Source organism: Myceligenerans crystallogenes, from assembly GCF_039529775.1.
GTDB classification, from domain to species: domain Bacteria; phylum Actinomycetota; class Actinomycetes; order Actinomycetales; family Cellulomonadaceae; genus Myceligenerans; species Myceligenerans crystallogenes.
The window spans coordinates 99,334-115,088 of the sequence record NZ_BAAANL010000003.1 but is presented as its reverse complement, the minus strand read 5'-3'; the positions used below and the strand labels follow the sequence as shown (position 1 = coordinate 115,088).

Here is a 15,755-nt window from a genome sequence, read left to right as displayed (position 1 = left end):
GCACGGCCCCCCGCTACGTCACGCGGTCGCGGTCGAGCCGTTCGTGTCCCGCTCCTCGCCGTCCGGGGGCGGCGGGAGCTGGCAGAACCGCTCGACCACGAGGCCGACGACGGCCAGGCCCAGCGAGCAGGCGACGGCGATCCCCGCCGCCAGCGCCCGGTCCCGGCGCGGCTCGATCGCCAGGTCCGGCAGGACGAGCAGCACCTGCGCCAGGTACCAGCCGCCGAGCAGCGCCCCCGCCAGCGACGCCGCCTTGGCGAGCACCAGCGTGCGCGCCGCCCGGAGCCCGTCCAGCGAGGGACGGTCGCCCTTCTGGTAGGCGCGCACCGTCCAGCCGAGCCAGAACACCACGCCCGCCAGGACGACGATCGCGGCGTCGACGAGCCACGGCACCGGCGGCAGGTGGACGCCGCGGGCCTCGAGCGCCCGCAGCACCGGCCAGCCCACGACGGCGACGCCGGCGAGGATCAGCAGCAGGCTCGGGATCGAGGTGCGTCGCATACCGGCCGCCTCAGCGCTGCCCGTTGTCGTCGGGCAGTACCGGCATCCAGGCCGGGCGCTCGTCGGTCGTGGCGGCGGGCTGCTGGGTGCCCTGCTGGTGGTTCACCGGGGCGAACGGCACGTCGCCCGGCTGCGGCCGGACGGGCGCGAACACCGGCTTCGCCGGAGCCGGGTCCAGGGGGACCGGCTCCGCGGGGATCTCCTGGTGCGCGGTCTCGCGCACGGCGGCCGGGACCACCGGCGCGGAGCGGGGCCCGGGGGCGTGCGCCGCCGGCGCCGGGACCAGCGACTCCTGGGGCGGCGGCACCGCACCCGCCTGCTGCGGGTACGGCGTCGAGCCGGAGCCGGCGAAGCCCTGGCCGTCCTGCGGCGGCTGGAACGCGTCCTGCGGCGGCTGGAACGGGTTCTGCTGCTGCGGGGGCTGCTGCTGGAACTGCTCCCCCGGGTGCTGGCCCGGCTGTCCCTGGCCGGGCGCGCCCGGCATCGGCTGCTGCTGGGCGGGCGCCTCGGGCTGCGCCGGGGCGGGCGGGTTGTACGGGCGGTGCGACGCCGTGGGCTGCGGCTCGACGTCGCCCGTCGGGTCCGCGCCCGAGTTCGACTCCGTCAGCCAGTCCAGCGCGAGCCAGCGGATGCCGCCGCGGTCCTGGGCGGTCGCGGCGAGCTGGGCCACCGGGCCGCCGCCCAGGCCGGGCAGCACCGCCTCGGGCTTCAGCTGGGCCCACGGCTCGAGCACGAACGCGCGCTCGTGGGCGCGGGGGTGCGGCACCTCGAGGTCGTCCGCGGCGGCCGTCAGCAGCCCGTAGGTGACCACGTCGATGTCGAGGGTGCGCGGCCCCCAGTGCTCCTCGCGGGTGCGGCCGTGCGCGTGCTCCACCGCCTGGCACGCGTGCAGCAGGCCGCGCGGCGACAGCCGCGTCCGCGCGACGACGACGGCGTTGAGGTAGTCCGGCTGCTCCGGCCCGCCGACGGCGGCGGTCCGGGCCAGCGGGGAGACCTCGGTGATCTGCAGCCCGGCGATCCGGTCCAGGTCCAGGACCGCGGCCCGGAGGGTCGCCTGCGGGTCGCCCAGGTTCGCGCCGAGCGCGAGCACGACCTCGACGGGTTCGGCGGGCGTCTCGTCGAGGCGGTCCACCGGGCCGTTCCCGGGCATGTCCGACGACGCCGCCGCGGGCTGCTCGGCCGGTGCGGGCTGCGCGGCCGGGGCCGGCTGGAACTGCGGCTCGGGCTGGTACTGCTGCTGGTCCTGCGGGAACGCCTGCTGCTCGCCGGCGTAGGGCTGCGCGTCGGCCGGGAACTGGTGCGCGTCCGCGTACTGCTGCTGCGGCTCCTGGAACTGCTGCGCCGCGTCCTCGTGGTACTGCGGCTCGGGCTGGTACTGCTCCTGGTCCTGCGGGAAGGACTGCTGCCCGGCAGGATGCGGCTGCCCCTCGGCGAACTGCTGACCCTCGGCGAACTGCTGGGAGTCGGAGAACTGCTGTCCGTCGGCGAACTGCTGGGGATCCGCGAACTGCTGCCCCTCGCCGAACTGCTGTGCGTCGGAGAACTGCCGCGGGTCCTGGAACTGCTGCTGCGCGTCCTGGTCGTGCGCGTCCGCCGGGTCCTGCTGCGAGTCGAACCGCGGGTGCTGGATCGCCTCGTAGTGCGACCCGACCGGTTCCTGGCCCGCGGGCGCCTGCTGGTCGCCGGGGAACCCGGGCGCCTGCTCCCGCTGGTACTCCTCCTGCTGGTAATCCGCCGGGTAGTCCTGCTGGTACTGCTGCTCGGGGAACCGCTCGCCGGCGTACTGCTCCGGCTGCGCCTCCGCGGGCGCCCCGTTCGGCGGGGTCTCGGGCTCCTGCGCCGCGAACCCGGCGACGGCCGCGGCACCGGCGGCGCCCGCGGCAACGGCCGCGTAGGCGTCCGGGTCATAAGCGGGACGGCGGGCGGTCACTTCCTCGTCGAGCGGGCGCGCGGGCGCGTCGGCCGACGGCTCGAAGGCCGGGACGGCGACCGGCTGCTCGGCCTGCGGGGCGATCTCGGCCGGCTCCTGCGCCGGCGCCCCGGCCTGCTCCGGCCCCGCGGCGAACGCCTCGGGCGCGGCGGGCATCGGGCTGATCTCGGGGACCACCAAGCCGTTCGGCTCCGCGTCCTGCGCGGTGCCGGTCAGCGGAGCCGCGGGCTCGTCCGACGGGCCGGCCGCTACCGCGGCGGACTCCGTCGGAGGCCAGGCCAGCGGGTCCTCCGCCACGTCGCCGCCGGGGAGCTCGTGCCCGGCCGGGGCCGCCGTCGTCGTCCCCGGATCCGCCGGTCCCGCGCCGTCCGCCGCGACCGGCGCCGACGGCGCCGCCCCGACCGCGGGCGGGACCGCCACGCGGTCCCGGCGGATGGTGACCTCGACGTCGGCGAAGGCCACGGGAATGGGCGCCTGCGGCTTGTGCACCGTCACGTCCACCGCGTACACGGCGTCGTGCGAGAGCGCGACCGCGGCGATGCGCTCGGCGAGCGTCTCGATGAGGTCGACCGGCTCACCCACGAGGATGTCGTGCGTCTCCTGCGCCACGTCCGCGTAGCTGACGGTGGCGCGCAGGTCGTCGCCCTCCGCGGCCGGGCGCGTGTCGAGGTGCAGCACCACGTCGGCCCGGAACTCCTGGCCCGTGGCACGCTCCGACTCGAGCACGCCGTGCCGGCCGCGCCCGCTCACTCCCGTGATCCTGATCTGGTCGAGCGCCTGTCCGTCCGGACCGGCCACCGCCGCCGCGAAGCTGTTCACCGTGAGGTCCCCCCGTGATCGTCGCACGTCCCAGAATCCTGCCAGGTCCGCGCAAGTCCCCCCGCACCCGTTTCATCATCTGTGTGGTACGCCACGGATATGTCCCCGGAATCACCCGATGCCCGCCCCCATGCGGCCGCCACCCGGACCGCGTCGGCCGACGCGCGCACGGAGTGCACCCGCACGCACCAGGCGCCGGCGGCGGCGGACAACGCCGAGACCGCCGCCGTCGCGTCGTCGCGCGCCCTGGGCGCCACCGGCTCGCCGTCGCTGTGCGCGAGCAGGTGACCGAGGAACCGCTTGCGGGACGCCCCCACCAGCACCGGCCTGCCCAGGGCGGTGAGCGCGTCGAGGCGGGCCAGCAACGGCCAGTTCAGCGCCCCGGCCTTCGCGAAGCCGAGCCCGGGGTCCAGGATGATCTGCGCAGCATCCACACCAGCCCCGACCAGGGCATCCATGCGCGCGGAGAGTTCGTCACGAACGTCGGCGACGACGTCGTCGTACACCTCGAGGCTGTCCATCACGTCCGCGTGCCCGCGCCAGTGCATCGCGACGTACGGGACGCCCAGGTCCGCGACCGTGCGGGCCATGTCCGGGTCCGCGAGGCCGCCCGACACGTCGTTGACCACGCGCGCGCCCGCGGCGACCGCGCGCTCGGCCACCGCCGCCCGGGTCGTGTCGACGGACACGATCGCGCCGTGACCGGCCAGCGCCTCGATCACCGGGAGGATCCGCGCGAGCTCCTGGTCGCGCGGCACGCGGCCCGCGCCGGGGCGCGTGGACTCGCCCCCGACGTCGAGCAGGTCCGCGCCCTCGCCGAGCAGTTCCAGGCCGTGGGTGACGGCGGCGTCGGGCTCGTACCACTCGCCGCCGTCGGAGAACGAGTCGGGCGTCACGTTGACCACGCCCATGACCAGCGTGCGCGCGACGCCGGACAGCTCGGGCAGCCCCGCGATCCCGGCTGCTACCGCCGGGCCGCGCGCATGCGTCGTGCCGCCCATGGTCACTTCCCGATGATCAGGCTCATCGCCTCGGCACGGGTGACGGCGTCACGCATCTGGCCGCGCACCGCCGACGTCACCGTCCGTGAGCCGGGTTTGCGCACCCCGCGCATGGACATGCACAGGTGCTCGCACTCGACGACGACGATCACCCCGCGGGGCTCGAGGATCTTCATCAGCGAGTCCGCGATCTGCGTCGTCATGCGCTCCTGCACCTGCGGGCGCCGGGCGAACACGTCGACCAGCCGCGCCAGCTTGCTCAGTCCGGTGATCAGGCCGTTCTCGTTCGGGATGTAGCCGACGTGCGCGACGCCGTGGAACGGCACCAGGTGGTGCTCGCACGTCGAGTACACCTCGATGTCCTTGACCAGCACCATCTCCTCGTGGCCGAGGTCGAAGGTGGTCGTCAGGACGTCCTCGGGCTCCTGGCGCAGGCCGGCGAACGTCTCGGCGTAGGCCCGCGCCACGCGGGCCGGGGTCTCCTTGAGGCCCTCGCGGTCGGGGTTCTCGCCCACGGCGAGCAGCAGCTCGCGCACGGCGGCCTCGGCGCGCGCGGCGTCGTACGGCGGCACGTCCGCCGCGGGGCGGTCCGCGCCGGTCAGGGGGGCGATGGGGCCGGTGATCATCCCGCGGCCCCCGGCTCGTCGCCCCGCAGTTCCGCCGGCGGCGCGGTGCCGACCGGAGCCTGGACGTCCACCGTCCCGGCGTGGCCGTTCTGTGCCGCCCGCTCCGCGGCGGTCAGCACCGGGCCGCGCGTGTGCACCGTGCGCTGCTCGCTGGAGAGCCAGATGTCGCGGGCCGGGCGCTTGACCACCGGCGCGAAGATCTCCTCGAGCTCCTTCTGGTTCAGGGTCTCCTTCTCCAGCAGGCGCAGCACCAGGTCGTCGAGCACGTCGCGGTACTGGGTGAGCACCTCCCAGGCCTCGTCGTGCGCGGCCTCGACGAACCGGCGCACCTCGGCGTCGACGGTCCCGGCGACGGCCTCCGAGTAGTCGCGCTCGTGGCCGTAGTCGCGGCCCAGGAACGGCTCGCCGCTGGAGGAGCCCAGCTTGATCGCGCCGACCCGCTCGCTCATGCCGTACTCGGTGACCATCTTGCGGGCCGTGGCGGTGGCCTTCTCGATGTCGTTCCCGGCGCCCGTGGTCGGGTCGTGGAACACGATCTCCTCGGCGACGCGGCCGCCCATGGCGTACGCGAGCTGGTCGAGCAGCTCGTTGCGGGTGGTGGAGTACTTGTCCTCCGTCGGCATGACCATCGTGTAGCCGAGGGCGCGGCCGCGCGGCAGGATCGTCACCTTGGTCACCGGGTCGGTGTACCGCATGGCGGCCGCGACCAGCGCGTGCCCGCCCTCGTGGTACGCCGTGACCTTCTGCTCGCGGCTGTTCATGACGCGGGTGCGCTTCTGCGGGCCGGCGACGACGCGGTCGATCGCCTCGTCCAGGGCCCGGTCGTCGATGAGCTGGGCACCGCTGCGGGCGGTGAGCAGCGCGGCCTCGTTGAGCACGTTGGCCAGGTCGGCGCCGGTGAAGCCGGGGGTGCGGCGGGCGACCGCGGTGAGGTCGACCTCCTCCACCATGGGCTTGCCCTGCGCGTGCACCCGGAGGATCGCCTCGCGGCCCTTGAGGTCCGGCGCCTCGACCGCGACCTGCCGGTCGAACCGGCCCGGGCGCAGCAGCGCCGGGTCCAGGATGTCCGGGCGGTTGGTCGCGGCGATCAGGATCACGTTCGTCTTGACGTCGAAGCCGTCCATCTCGACGAGCATCTGGTTCAGCGTCTGCTCGCGCTCGTCGTGGCCGCCGCCCATGCCGGCGCCGCGGTGGCGGCCGACGGCGTCGATCTCGTCCACGAAGATGATCGCCGGGGAGTTCTGCTTCGCCTGCTCGAACAGGTCCCGCACGCGCGAGGCGCCCACGCCCACGAACATCTCGACGAAGTCCGAGCCGGAGATGGAGTAGAACGGCACGCCCGCCTCACCCGCGACGGCGCGCGCGATGAGGGTCTTGCCGGTTCCGGGCGGGCCGTAGAGCAGCACGCCCTTGGGGATCTTGGCGCCCACGGCCTGGAACTTCGCGGGCTCCTGCAGGAACTCCTTGATCTCCTGGAGCTCCTCGACCGCCTCGTCGACGCCCGCCACGTCCTCGAACGTGACCTGCGGCATGTCCTTGCTGATCAGCTTGGCCTTGGACTTGCCGAAGCCCATCACCCGGTTGCCGCCGCCCTGCATCCGCGACAGCAGGAACCAGAACAGCACGCCGATCACCAGGAACGGGATCAGCACGGAGAACATCGAGCCCCAGAAGCTCGGCTGCGGCACCTCGGAGTCGTAGCCCAGCTTCGGGTCGGAGTTCTCGACGGCGCGGGCGATCTCGTCGCCCTGCGGCTCGACGTAGAAGAACTCGACGGCCTTGCCGTGCTCGACCTCCTTCTGCTCCTCGCCCTCCTTCGCCGTGAAGTCCTCGGAAAGGGTCAGCTCCACGCGCTGCTCGCCGTCGACCATGAGCGCCCGGGTGACGGTGTCGCCCGCCAGGAGCTCGAGGCCCTGTTCCGTGGTGACGCGCGACACCTGCGGCTGCAGCAGGGAGGTCAGGGCCAGCGAGAGCACGACAAGGGCCAGGATCACCCAGATGATCGGCCCGCTCAGAAACTTCTTGATGTTCATGCGTGAACGGGGCCAGGCCCCGCATCCCTCCGCTGTGTAGGACTCTGAAGGAAAGCTCTGTCTCGAAAGTACACGTCAACCCTGGCAAGGGCCCGTGAGTTTCGCCGTGAGCGGGACGTCACGAGGGGAGTTCACCCTCCCTGCCGTCCGGCGGCCTCCTCCGGCTCGACCGTTCGTCTCACCGTGCGTCAGCCGCCGTAGACATGCGGCGCCAGGGTGGCAACGAACGGCAGGTTCCGATAGTTCTCCGCGTAGTCGAGGCCGAAGCCGACCACGAACTCGTTCGGGATGTCGTACCCCAGGTACTTCACCTCGACGTCCGCCTGCGCCGCGTCGGGCTTGCGCAGCATCGACGCGATCTCGACCGACGCCGGCCCGCGCGACCGGAGGTTCGAGACCAGCCACGACAGCGTCAGGCCGGAGTCGATGATGTCCTCGACGATGAGGACGTTCCGTCCGGTCAGGTCGGTGTCGAGGTCCTTGAGGATCCGCACCACGCCCGAGGACTTGGTCCCCGACCCGTAGCTGGAGACCGCCATCCAGTCCATGGCGATCGGGTGGTGCAGGCGCCGCGACAGGTCGGCCATCACCATGACGGCGCCCTTCAGGACGCCGACGAGGAGCAGGTCCCGCCCCGCGTAGTCCTCGTCGATCCTCGCCGCCATCTCATCGAGTTTCTTGCCGAGGTCCTCGCTGGTCAGGAGGATCTTCTCGATGTCGTTACCGACGTCGGACTGGTCCACTGCGCACTCCTGGGTTGGGGGCCGCGCCAGGCACTCGGCGCAGGAAAAGCCTGCCATACGCGCGCTCCGCCCGTGCACCGCCCGGCAAGTGCGCAGGTCCCTGGCCGCTCCACGAGACGACGAACGCCTCCAGGGCGTCGATGTGCCGCGCGGTGGTGGCCGCGGCGGTCACGAGATGCGCGGCACCGCGGAGGGCACGGCGCCGCACGGCGCGCGGCGCCGCCTCGAGGACGGCGGCGTCGAGGGCGACGTGCACGACGACGCCGGGGGCGGCGGGGTCCTCCGGCCGGCCCCGCCCGGGCGCCGTCGAGCCGGACGACGCCGGCCCCGGATCGCCCGTCACCCGTTCCACGGTCGCCCGCTCCAGCAGGTCCGACGCGAGGGCGTCCAGCGCATCGGCGTCGTCCCGCAACGACGACGCGCTGCGCGCGAGCGCCTCGGCCAGGCCCGGGCCCAGCACCTGCTCGAGCACGGGCAGCGCGACGCCGCGCACGCGCGAGCGCAGCGGCACCGGCGGGCCCTCCCCCGGGCCCGCGGGATCCGGCCCGCCGGGCCCCGGGCCCGCGGAATCGGGCCCGCCGCCCGGGCCGGGCCCGGCGGATGGGACCAGGTTCGTGGGATCCGTCCAGAAGGTCAGGCCCGACGCCGCGCAGACGGCCTCGGTGTCGCCGCGGCGCAGGCCGAGGAACGGGCGCCGGTAGATCCCCCGGGCGGGCGGCATGCCCGCCAGGGACCGCGCGCCCGCGCCCCGCGCGAGCCCGAGCAGCACCTGTTCGGCCTGGTCGTCGAGGGTGTGGCCGAGCAGGACCAGATCCGCGCCGGCCTCGCGGGCGGCCCGGTCCAGGGCCGCGTAGCGGGCGTCCCGCGCGGCGGCCTCGAGCCCGCCCCCGGCGTCGTGGACGGTGACCTCGCGGACCAGCACCGGATCGAGGCCGAGCCCCCGGCACTGCTCCGCCGCGCGGGCCGCGACGGCCGCGGAGCCCGGCTGCAGGCCGTGGTCGACGATCACCGCACCGGCGCGCACGCCGTGCGCGGGCGAGCGCACGGTCCGCCCCGCCCGCGGCGCCTCGTACGCGAGCGCTGCCGCGAGCGCCAGGCTGTCGGCCCCGCCGGAGCAGGCCACGAGCACGAGCGCGCCGGGGCCGAGCCCGCCGATCGCCTCGCGGACGGCCGCGCGGGCCCTGCGCACGCCGCCGTCGACCTGCCCCACCGCCGGGCCCCCGTGTCAGCCGTGGACGCGCCGGATCCAGGCGCGCGGGTCCTGGATCTCGCGGGCGTCCGGGAGGGTGTCCGGGCCGGTCCAGACGGCGTTGAGGCCGTCGCGGCCGACGGTCCGCTCGACCGCCCGGACGAACGCGGCTCCGTCGCGGTACTGGGCGAGCTTCGCGTCCATGCCCAGCAGGCGCCGCACGACGACGTCGAAGGCGGGCTTGTCCGCGCCGTCGCGCCGCCGCTCGAACCGCGCGCGGATGCGCTTCACGGACGGCACCACGGACGGCCCGACGGCGTCCATCATGACGTCGGCGTGCCCCTCGAGCAACGCCATGACGGCGGTGAGGTCGGCGAGGGAGTCCTTCTGCGCGGGGGTGAGGAAGCCGTCGACGAGCGTGTCGCCGCGGCCGCGCAGCGCGTCGAGCACGGCCCGGCCGACGACGGCGATCTGGCGGTCGAGGCGCGCCCTGGCCAGCTCGGCCGAGGTGCGGGTGAGCTCGACGGCCAGGCCGTGGGTGCGGCCGCGCAGGTGATCGGCGAGCCACGGCGCGACGCCGAACTGCCAGGCGTGGGTCTGCTCGTGCAGGCACACCCACAGGCGGAAGTCGCGCACGGGGACGCCCATCGAGGTCTCGGCCTGCAGCACGTTCGGGGCGACCAGCAGGAGCCGCCCGGCTCCCCCGCCGGGCAGGTACGGGTCGTACTGCCCGAGCACGCGGCCGCTGAGCAGCGCCAGCACCGCGCCGACCTCGGCGGCGCCGGCCACCTGGACGGCGGGCCCGAGCCCGCGCGGGAGGATCCCGGCGAACCCGTCCTGGGCCGTGGTGGCCTCCTCGATCCCGTCGATGACGGTGGCCATGGACTGCGTGTTCGCCCGCGCCCAGGAGGCCCGGTCGACGACGACGACATCCGCCGGGCCGCCGTCGGGCACCATCCGCGTGACGTCGTGGACGTGCCCGACGGCCGTCGCGGCGGCCTCGCGGAGGCCGCCGACGAGATCGTGCAGCCGCTGCCGCGGCGCGACGGGCCCCGGCGCCGCGAGCCGTGCGGCGACGCGGGCGGCGGCGGGCCAGTCGACGGCGGGCTGGGACGTGACGGGCGCGATGGGCTCCACCGGTCCACCGTATGTGATGCGAGGTCCCGCCGGGCCCGCCCGGGGCCGACGGCGGACGCGTGGGGGCTCAGCCGGCGGAGTACGCGGCGAGCTCGTCCACGAAGTCGTCGAAGATCCAGGTCGCGCCGACGGCGTTGTTGGGCGGGATGGCGTCCGCCAGCAGCACGAACACGAGCTGGCGCTGGTCCGTGGTCATCACCGTCCCCGCGAGCGCGCGGGTCCTGGGCAGGCTGCCCGTCTTGGCGCGGACGACGCCGCGCGCCGGGCTCTCGTCGCGGAACCGGGCGTAGAGGGTTCCGTTGAGCCCGCCGATCGGCATGTCGACCGCCAGCACCCGCAGCTCGGAGTGCGCGGGGTCGAGCATGAGCTGCACGATCGACGTGAGCTGGCGCGCGCTGAGCCGCGATCCGTCGCCGAGGCCGGAGCAGTCCTTGAGCTTCGCGCCGGTCAGGTCGACGCCCTGCGCCTCGACCGCGGACACGACGGCCTGCGTCGCGCCGTCGACCGAGCCGGGCGCGCCCGCCTCGATCGCGACGAGCCGGCCGACCACCTCGGTCAGGGTGTTGTCGGAGCTGTGCAGGAAGTACTCGGTGATCTCGGCGACCGTCGCGGAGCGGACCTCGGCGATCTTGGCGGCGCCCTCCGGCGCCGTGCCGCGCCCGAGGGCCGTGACCTTGATCCCGCGCTCCTCCAGCCGGGTGGCCAGGAGGTCCCCGGCCTGGCGGGCGGCGTCGTCCACGTACGGGCCGATGGAGTACGCGGTGTTCGAGACGAGGCCGACGTTGACCCCGATGGGGGAGGCGGCGCCCACGTAGAGGCGGTTGCCGCCGGAGACCGCGGGCGCGATGCGGGGGCCGGTGAAGAGCGTGTCGTCGACGGCGAGCCGGACCTTCTTCTTGCCCGCCGCCCTCAGATCCGCCGCCACCTGGTCGGCGAGGTCCGCCATCCCGGCGCGCCCGTTGATCGCGGCGGGGTCGCCCTGGCCGGGGGCGAGCATGATGTCGCCGCCGCCGACGAGCGTGACGGTGTCCTCGTCGCGCACGACGGTCGTGGCGAGCGTCCGGTCGGCCAGCGGCGACGAGAGCGCGGCGACGCCGGTGAGGATCTTCTGCGCGGAGGCGGGCGTCATGAGCTCGCTCTCGTCCGCGGCCGCGAGCGTGTCGCCCGTGATGGCGTCGACGACGACGGCGCTGACGCGGGATCCCAGCCGCTTGTCGCCGGTGAGCGCGTCCACCTGCTGCTGCATGACGGCGGCGTCCGGTACGGGCGCGGACTGCGCGGGAACGGCGTACACGGTCTCGGGCGCGGGGGGTTCGACGGCGCCGGGGGCCTCGGGGAAGGGAGCCACCTCGGGCCACGGTGCGGTCGTGGTCAGCATGCCGGGTACGACGTCGTACGCGTCGAAAGCGAGGTAACCGCCGAGCAGGCCCAGCAGGACCACCACGGTGGTGCCGGGCCTCGCTGACCTGGTCATCGACTCCCCTTCATCGTTTCGCAGCCCGCATTATGCCGAATCCGCCGAGTGGGACTCGCCACATGTTCGCTCCTCGGACCGGTTCGGGCACCGGCCGCGTGGCAGACTGAGAGCGCGCGGCGCCGTTGCCGCGCCGATGAACTGTGCCGGGACCTGCGTACCCGGCGCACCCCTGACGACGAAGTGGAGTACGAGGCGTGGAGTTCGACGTCACGATCGAGATCCCCAAGGGTCAGCGGAACAAGTACGAGGTGGATCACGAGACCGGACGCATCCGCCTCGACCGCATGCTCTTCACCTCCACGCGCTACCCCGACGACTACGGCTTCATCGAGGGCACCCTCGGCGAGGACGGCGACCCGCTGGACGCCCTCGTCCTGCTGGAGGAGCCGACCTTCCCCGGCTGCCTGATCAAGTGCCGCGCCCTGGGCATGTTCCGCATGCGCGACGAGGCCGGCGGCGACGACAAGGTGCTGTGCGTGCCGACGGGTGACCAGCGCGCCGCCTGGCGCCAGGACATCGACGACGTCTCGGACTTCCACCGCCTGGAGATCCAGCACTTCTTCGAGGTCTACAAGGACCTGGAGCCGGGCAAGTCCGTCGAGGGCGCCCACTGGGTGGGCCGCACCGAGGCCGAGGCCGAGATCGAGCGCTCGTTCCAGCGCGCGAAGGACTCGGGCTACTACAAGCACTGAGCGCCCTCCCGGGCCGCCGGGCCCGGTCGCCCTCGGGGCGTTCCCGGTCACGGCCGTCCGGCGTACGGCATCGCGCCGTCGAGCCGCAGGTTCGTCTCGCGCAGCGGCACGCCCGGCATGACGGCCTCGATCATGCGGCCGTCGCCGGTGTACATCGCGACGTGGTAGATGCTCTGCGGGTCCGTGCCGTCGGTGCCGTAGAAGATGAGGTCGCCCGGGCGCAGCGCGGCGTAGCCGACGTGGCTGACGGCCAGGTACTGCGAGCGCGAGGTCCGGGTGATCCACGTCCCCGCCGCCCGCCACGCCTCCGAGGTGAGGCCGGAGCAGTCGTAGTAGACCGGGCCCGCCGCGCCGAGCCGGTACGGCGCGCCGATCCTGGTGCGCGCCCAGCCGACCGCGAGCTGCCCCTGGGCCGCGTCGCCCTCCGGTACCTGGATTCCGGGGTCCGGGATCGAGGGCGGGTCGTACGACGGCGGGTCGTAGCCGGGCGGGTCGTTCTCCGGTGCCGGGACGGGGGCGGGTTCGTGCTCCGCGTCGCCCTCGAGCGAGCGGTCCGCCTCGGCCTGCGCCGCCTCCGCCTCCGCGGCCTCGGCCGCCGCCAGCGCCTCGCGAGCCGCGGCCTCCCGCGCGGCCTGCTCGGCCGCGGCGCGCGCCGCCTCCCGTTCCCGCTCGATCTGGACGCTGGTGTCGCGCAGCCGCGCGAGCCGTTCGATGAGCACCGCCCGGTCCCGCTCGACGACCTCCGTGCGCCGCTCGAGGTCCTCCACGGCCTCCTGGGCGGCCTGGTACGCGGCCTCGGCCTCCCGTTTCGCCTCGGCGCGCGCCTCGCGGGCGGCCGACCAGCGCGCGTCCGCCGACTCCGACGCGGCGCGCGCCTCGGCGTACCCGGACAGGGCGGCCGCCAGCTTGCGCGCCACCGCGCGCTCGGCGGCGTCCTGACCGATCAGGTCGTCCACGTTCTCGGCGTCGAGCACGACCTCGAGCGAACCGAGCACGCCGTCCGGAACCGCCGAGTGCCTCGTGGTCCGGTAGACGCCGGCGAGCGTCGACCGGGACCGCTCCTCGGCCTGCGCGGCGCGGTCCGCCGCGGCGCGCGCGTCCCGGACCTCCTGCTCGGCCGCGGCCAGCGCCACGGCCGCCTCCTGGTAGTCCGCGGCGGCGGACTGCACGTGGATCTGGGCGCCGCGCAGCGCGGCGCGGAGGCCGGCGAGGGCCGCCTCGGCCTCGGCCACGTCGAGGGCGCCGGCGTCCACGGCCGCGGCCGCGTCGGCGGCGTCCTGGGCGGTCGGGCCGGCGGGCGTCGATGTCGGCGTCGGCGTCGGCTCCGGGGTGACCAGGTCGATCGGGGCGTCCGGGCCGTCCGGCGGTTCGGCGTCGTCGGCCGACGAGACCGGGCCCCACGGCAGGATCAGGCAGATCACCAGCGCGAGCACCGCGAGCGCCCGCCACGCGACGTGCCCGGCGCGCCCCCACCCGTCGCTCGTGCGGATCCACCACAGCACGACCTCCCGGATGCCCGCGGGTGTCGTGGTGGACGTCGTGTCGAACGGCTCCGAGCTCATGCCTTCCATCCCCCTGCAGCGACGTGGGACAGCGCGCCGGGATCGGCCCGACCTCCGGCGCATGCGCCGCGACATGCCGTCGCGCACACAACCTTCACTCGTTCCTCAGATTGACCCGACTTCTCGGATTGCGCACGCCGAACGCTCCCACGCCGGACGTGAGCGGACGCGGCACCCCATGGGGCCCGCGTCGGTTCCGGGCGGAACGACATACGTCTCAGATCCGCGTCTCACGATGCGACAGGAGTTTCCGGCGGACGGCGGCGTCGCGATAGCGTACGGCCCATGACTCTTCCGACCCGTCGAATGTGCCGCTGACCCCAGCGCGCCCCACCTGACCGCTCGCGGTGCGCCCACGCCCGTCCGCCCCTTGACCGAGCCGCAGGAGAGTCCATGATCGCCGAGCGCCCCCACTTCGTCCCGGGTCCCGAGATCGACGTCCCGTTCCCCCCGCACGCCACCGGCCTCAGCGCGCCGTTGCTGCCGACGTTCCCCGTGCGGGCGCCCGGTACCGCCCCCGTTCCCGCGAGCGGCGCGTGGCGCGAGGGCGACGCCCCCGGGCGGCGGCAGTTCGCGGACCTGGGCGCCTTCGACCTGGAGGCCGGCGGGCGGCTGCCCGCGGTCCGCGTCGCCTACGAGACCTGGGGCGAGCTCGCGCCCGACGGCTCCAACGCCGTGCTCGTGCTGCACGCCCTGACCGGCGACAGCCACGTGACCGGGCCTGCCGGGCCCGGGCATGCGACGGACGGCTGGTGGCAGGACATCGTCGGGCCGGGGCTGCCCGTCGACACGGACAAGTACTTCGTCGTGGCGCCCAACGTGCTCGGCGGGTGCCAGGGCACCACGGGCCCGTCGTCGACGGCGCCGGACGGTCAGCCCTGGGGCGGGCGGTTCCCCTTCGTGACGACCCGCGACCAGGTCGCCGTCGAGGTGGCGCTCACCCGGGCGCTGGGGATCAGCGGGTGGGAGTTCGTCGTCGGCGGGTCGGTGGGCGGGCTGCGCGCGCTGGAGTGGGGCGTGCAGGGACCGGAGGCCGGCATCGAGGTGCGGAACCTCGCGGCGATCGCGACGACGGGGCAGGTCGGCGGCGACCAGATCGCCTGGTCGCACCCGCAGCTCGCGGCGATCCGGGCCGACGCCGGCTTCCGCGGCGGCGACTACTACGACGCGCCCGACGACGGCGGGCCGCACCGCGGCCTGATGATCGCGCGCCAGATCGCGCACGCCACCTACCGCACCGGCTTCGAGCTGGACACGCGGTTCGGGCGGCTGCCCCAGGGCGGCGAGAACCCGTTCGACGGCGGACGCTTCGCCGTGCAGTCGTACCTGGACCACCACGGCGCCAAGCTGGCGCGGCGCTTCGACGCGAACTCGTACGTGGTGCTCACCGAGTCGATGAACTCGCACGACCTGGGCCGGGACCGCGGCGGCGTCGAGATGGCGCTGTCCGGGATCACCGCGCGCACCCTGGTGGTCGCGGTGGACTCCGACCGCCTCTTCCCGCCGGAGCAGTCGGCCCGGCTGGTGCGCGGCATCCCGCACGCCGACCCGCTGCGCGTCGTCACCAGCGACTACGGCCACGACGGCTTCCTCGTGGAATCCGACCAGCTGGCCCCGATCCTGGCGGAGTTCCTCGCGGGCTGACCTGCCACCTCGCCGGCCGTGCCACGATGGGGGGCATGGCTCTCTTCGCGTTCTCCGTCGCACCGATGACCGGCGGCGAGTCCGTCTCCGCCGCCGTGGCCGAGGCCGTCCGCATCGTCCGGGAATCCGGCCTCCCGAACCGCACCACGGCGATGTTCACCGAGATCGAGGGCGACTGGGACGAGGTGATGCCGGTCATCAGGGCCGCCACCGACGCGGTCTCGGCGGCCGGCCACCGCACCTCGCTCGTCATCAAGGCCGACATCCGCCCGGGCGCCGCCCCGGGCCAGATCGACAGCAAGATCGCCCGCGTCGAGGAGCACCTCGCGGCCGACGACGAACAACGCGGCCACAGCTGATTCGTGCCACGGGTTGTGGCACGAACTCGCTGAGTGGGACGC

General features: G+C 74.6%; 13 protein-coding genes. 3 read left to right on the top strand and 10 right to left on the bottom strand.

Features of this window, described 5'->3' with window-relative positions; translation table 11 throughout:
• Nucleotides 1-18: 18 nt before the first annotated feature.
• The 9 genes from ABD208_RS08175 to ABD208_RS08135 all read right to left on the bottom strand — a co-directional run bounded on the left by ABD208_RS08175 (nt 19) and on the right by ABD208_RS08135 (nt 11,453).
• Nucleotides 19-501, bottom strand: a complete 483-nt coding sequence (locus tag ABD208_RS08175; RefSeq protein ID WP_344101426.1) for a DUF3180 domain-containing protein — start codon at nt 499-501, stop codon at nt 19-21.
• 10 nt (nt 502-511) lie between these two features.
• A complete protein-coding gene (gene folK / locus ABD208_RS08170; RefSeq protein WP_344101424.1) occupies nt 512-3,277 on the bottom strand; it encodes a 2-amino-4-hydroxy-6-hydroxymethyldihydropteridine diphosphokinase in 2,766 nt (921 codons plus the stop codon).
• Nucleotides 3,247-4,251: a dihydropteroate synthase gene (gene folP, locus ABD208_RS08165; RefSeq protein WP_425561082.1), complete on the bottom strand. Its 1,005-nt coding sequence runs from the start codon at nt 4,249-4,251 to the stop codon at nt 3,247-3,249. Before folP ends, folK begins: the two co-directional genes overlap by 31 nt.
• A gap of 2 nt (nt 4,252-4,253) precedes the next feature.
• A complete protein-coding gene (gene folE / locus ABD208_RS08160) occupies nt 4,254-4,877 on the bottom strand; it encodes a GTP cyclohydrolase I FolE (RefSeq protein WP_344101422.1) in 624 nt (207 codons plus the stop codon).
• Nucleotides 4,874-6,910 (bottom strand): ATP-dependent zinc metalloprotease FtsH, encoded by a 2,037-nt coding sequence (gene ftsH, locus ABD208_RS08155; protein ID WP_344101420.1) that lies wholly within the window; start codon nt 6,908-6,910, stop codon nt 4,874-4,876. Before ftsH ends, folE begins: the two co-directional genes overlap by 4 nt.
• A gap of 188 nt (nt 6,911-7,098) precedes the next feature.
• Nucleotides 7,099-7,653, bottom strand: coding sequence for a hypoxanthine phosphoribosyltransferase (gene hpt, locus ABD208_RS08150; RefSeq protein WP_344101418.1), 555 nt, complete (start codon nt 7,651-7,653; stop codon nt 7,099-7,101).
• Entirely contained in the window at nt 7,631-8,863 is a 1,233-nt protein-coding gene (tilS, locus tag ABD208_RS08145) for a tRNA lysidine(34) synthetase TilS (protein WP_344101416.1), read from the bottom strand. Before tilS ends, hpt begins: the two co-directional genes overlap by 23 nt.
• Nucleotides 8,864-8,878: 15 nt before the next feature.
• Nucleotides 8,879-9,979: a zinc-dependent metalloprotease gene (locus ABD208_RS08140; RefSeq protein WP_344101414.1), complete on the bottom strand. Its 1,101-nt coding sequence runs from the start codon at nt 9,977-9,979 to the stop codon at nt 8,879-8,881.
• A 67-nt stretch (nt 9,980-10,046) separates the two neighbouring features.
• Nucleotides 10,047-11,453, bottom strand: coding sequence for a D-alanyl-D-alanine carboxypeptidase/D-alanyl-D-alanine-endopeptidase (locus ABD208_RS08135; protein ID WP_344101412.1), 1,407 nt, complete (start codon nt 11,451-11,453; stop codon nt 10,047-10,049).
• Between the two features lie 197 nt (nt 11,454-11,650).
• Between ABD208_RS08135 and ABD208_RS08130 the strand changes: the two genes are divergently transcribed.
• The gene (locus tag ABD208_RS08130) at nt 11,651-12,148 is read left to right on the top strand and encodes an inorganic diphosphatase (protein WP_344101410.1); all 498 of its coding nucleotides are present in this window, start codon (nt 11,651-11,653) and stop codon (nt 12,146-12,148) included.
• Nucleotides 12,149-12,195: 47 nt separating this feature from the next.
• Here the strand turns inward: ABD208_RS08130 and ABD208_RS08125 are convergent, their stop codons facing one another.
• Complete coding sequence (locus ABD208_RS08125; protein WP_344101408.1) at nt 12,196-13,710, bottom strand: C40 family peptidase; 1,515 nt, start codon at nt 13,708-13,710, stop codon at nt 12,196-12,198.
• A 393-nt stretch (nt 13,711-14,103) separates the two neighbouring features.
• Here ABD208_RS08125 and metX point away from each other — a divergent pair, with 393 nt between their 5' ends.
• Nucleotides 14,104-15,354, top strand: coding sequence for a homoserine O-acetyltransferase MetX (gene metX, locus ABD208_RS08120; RefSeq protein WP_344101406.1), 1,251 nt, complete (start codon nt 14,104-14,106; stop codon nt 15,352-15,354).
• A gap of 35 nt (nt 15,355-15,389) precedes the next feature.
• A complete protein-coding gene (locus ABD208_RS08115; RefSeq protein WP_344101404.1) occupies nt 15,390-15,713 on the top strand; it encodes a thiamine-binding protein in 324 nt (107 codons plus the stop codon).
• The last annotated feature ends 42 nt before the right edge of the window (nt 15,714-15,755 follow it).

What these genes read in the sequence shown, in the direction of transcription:
- ftsH (WP_344101420.1), bottom strand. Translation starts at nt 6,910, where the DNA reads ATGAACATCAAGAAGTTTCTGAGCGGGCCGATCATCTGGGTGATCCTG.
- folE (WP_344101422.1), bottom strand. Translation starts at nt 4,877, where the DNA reads ATGATCACCGGCCCCATCGCCCCCCTGACCGGCGCGGACCGCCCCGCG.
- metX (WP_344101406.1), top strand. Translation starts at nt 14,104, where the DNA reads ATGATCGCCGAGCGCCCCCACTTCGTCCCGGGTCCCGAGATCGACGTC.
- ABD208_RS08115 (WP_344101404.1), top strand. Translation starts at nt 15,390, where the DNA reads ATGGCTCTCTTCGCGTTCTCCGTCGCACCGATGACCGGCGGCGAGTCC.
- ABD208_RS08125 (WP_344101408.1), bottom strand. Translation starts at nt 13,710, where the DNA reads ATGAGCTCGGAGCCGTTCGACACGACGTCCACCACGACACCCGCGGGC.
- ABD208_RS08135 (WP_344101412.1), bottom strand. Translation starts at nt 11,453, where the DNA reads ATGACCAGGTCAGCGAGGCCCGGCACCACCGTGGTGGTCCTGCTGGGC.
- ABD208_RS08175 (WP_344101426.1), bottom strand. Translation starts at nt 501, where the DNA reads ATGCGACGCACCTCGATCCCGAGCCTGCTGCTGATCCTCGCCGGCGTC.
- folP (WP_425561082.1), bottom strand. Translation starts at nt 4,251, where the DNA reads ATGGGCGGCACGACGCATGCGCGCGGCCCGGCGGTAGCAGCCGGGATC.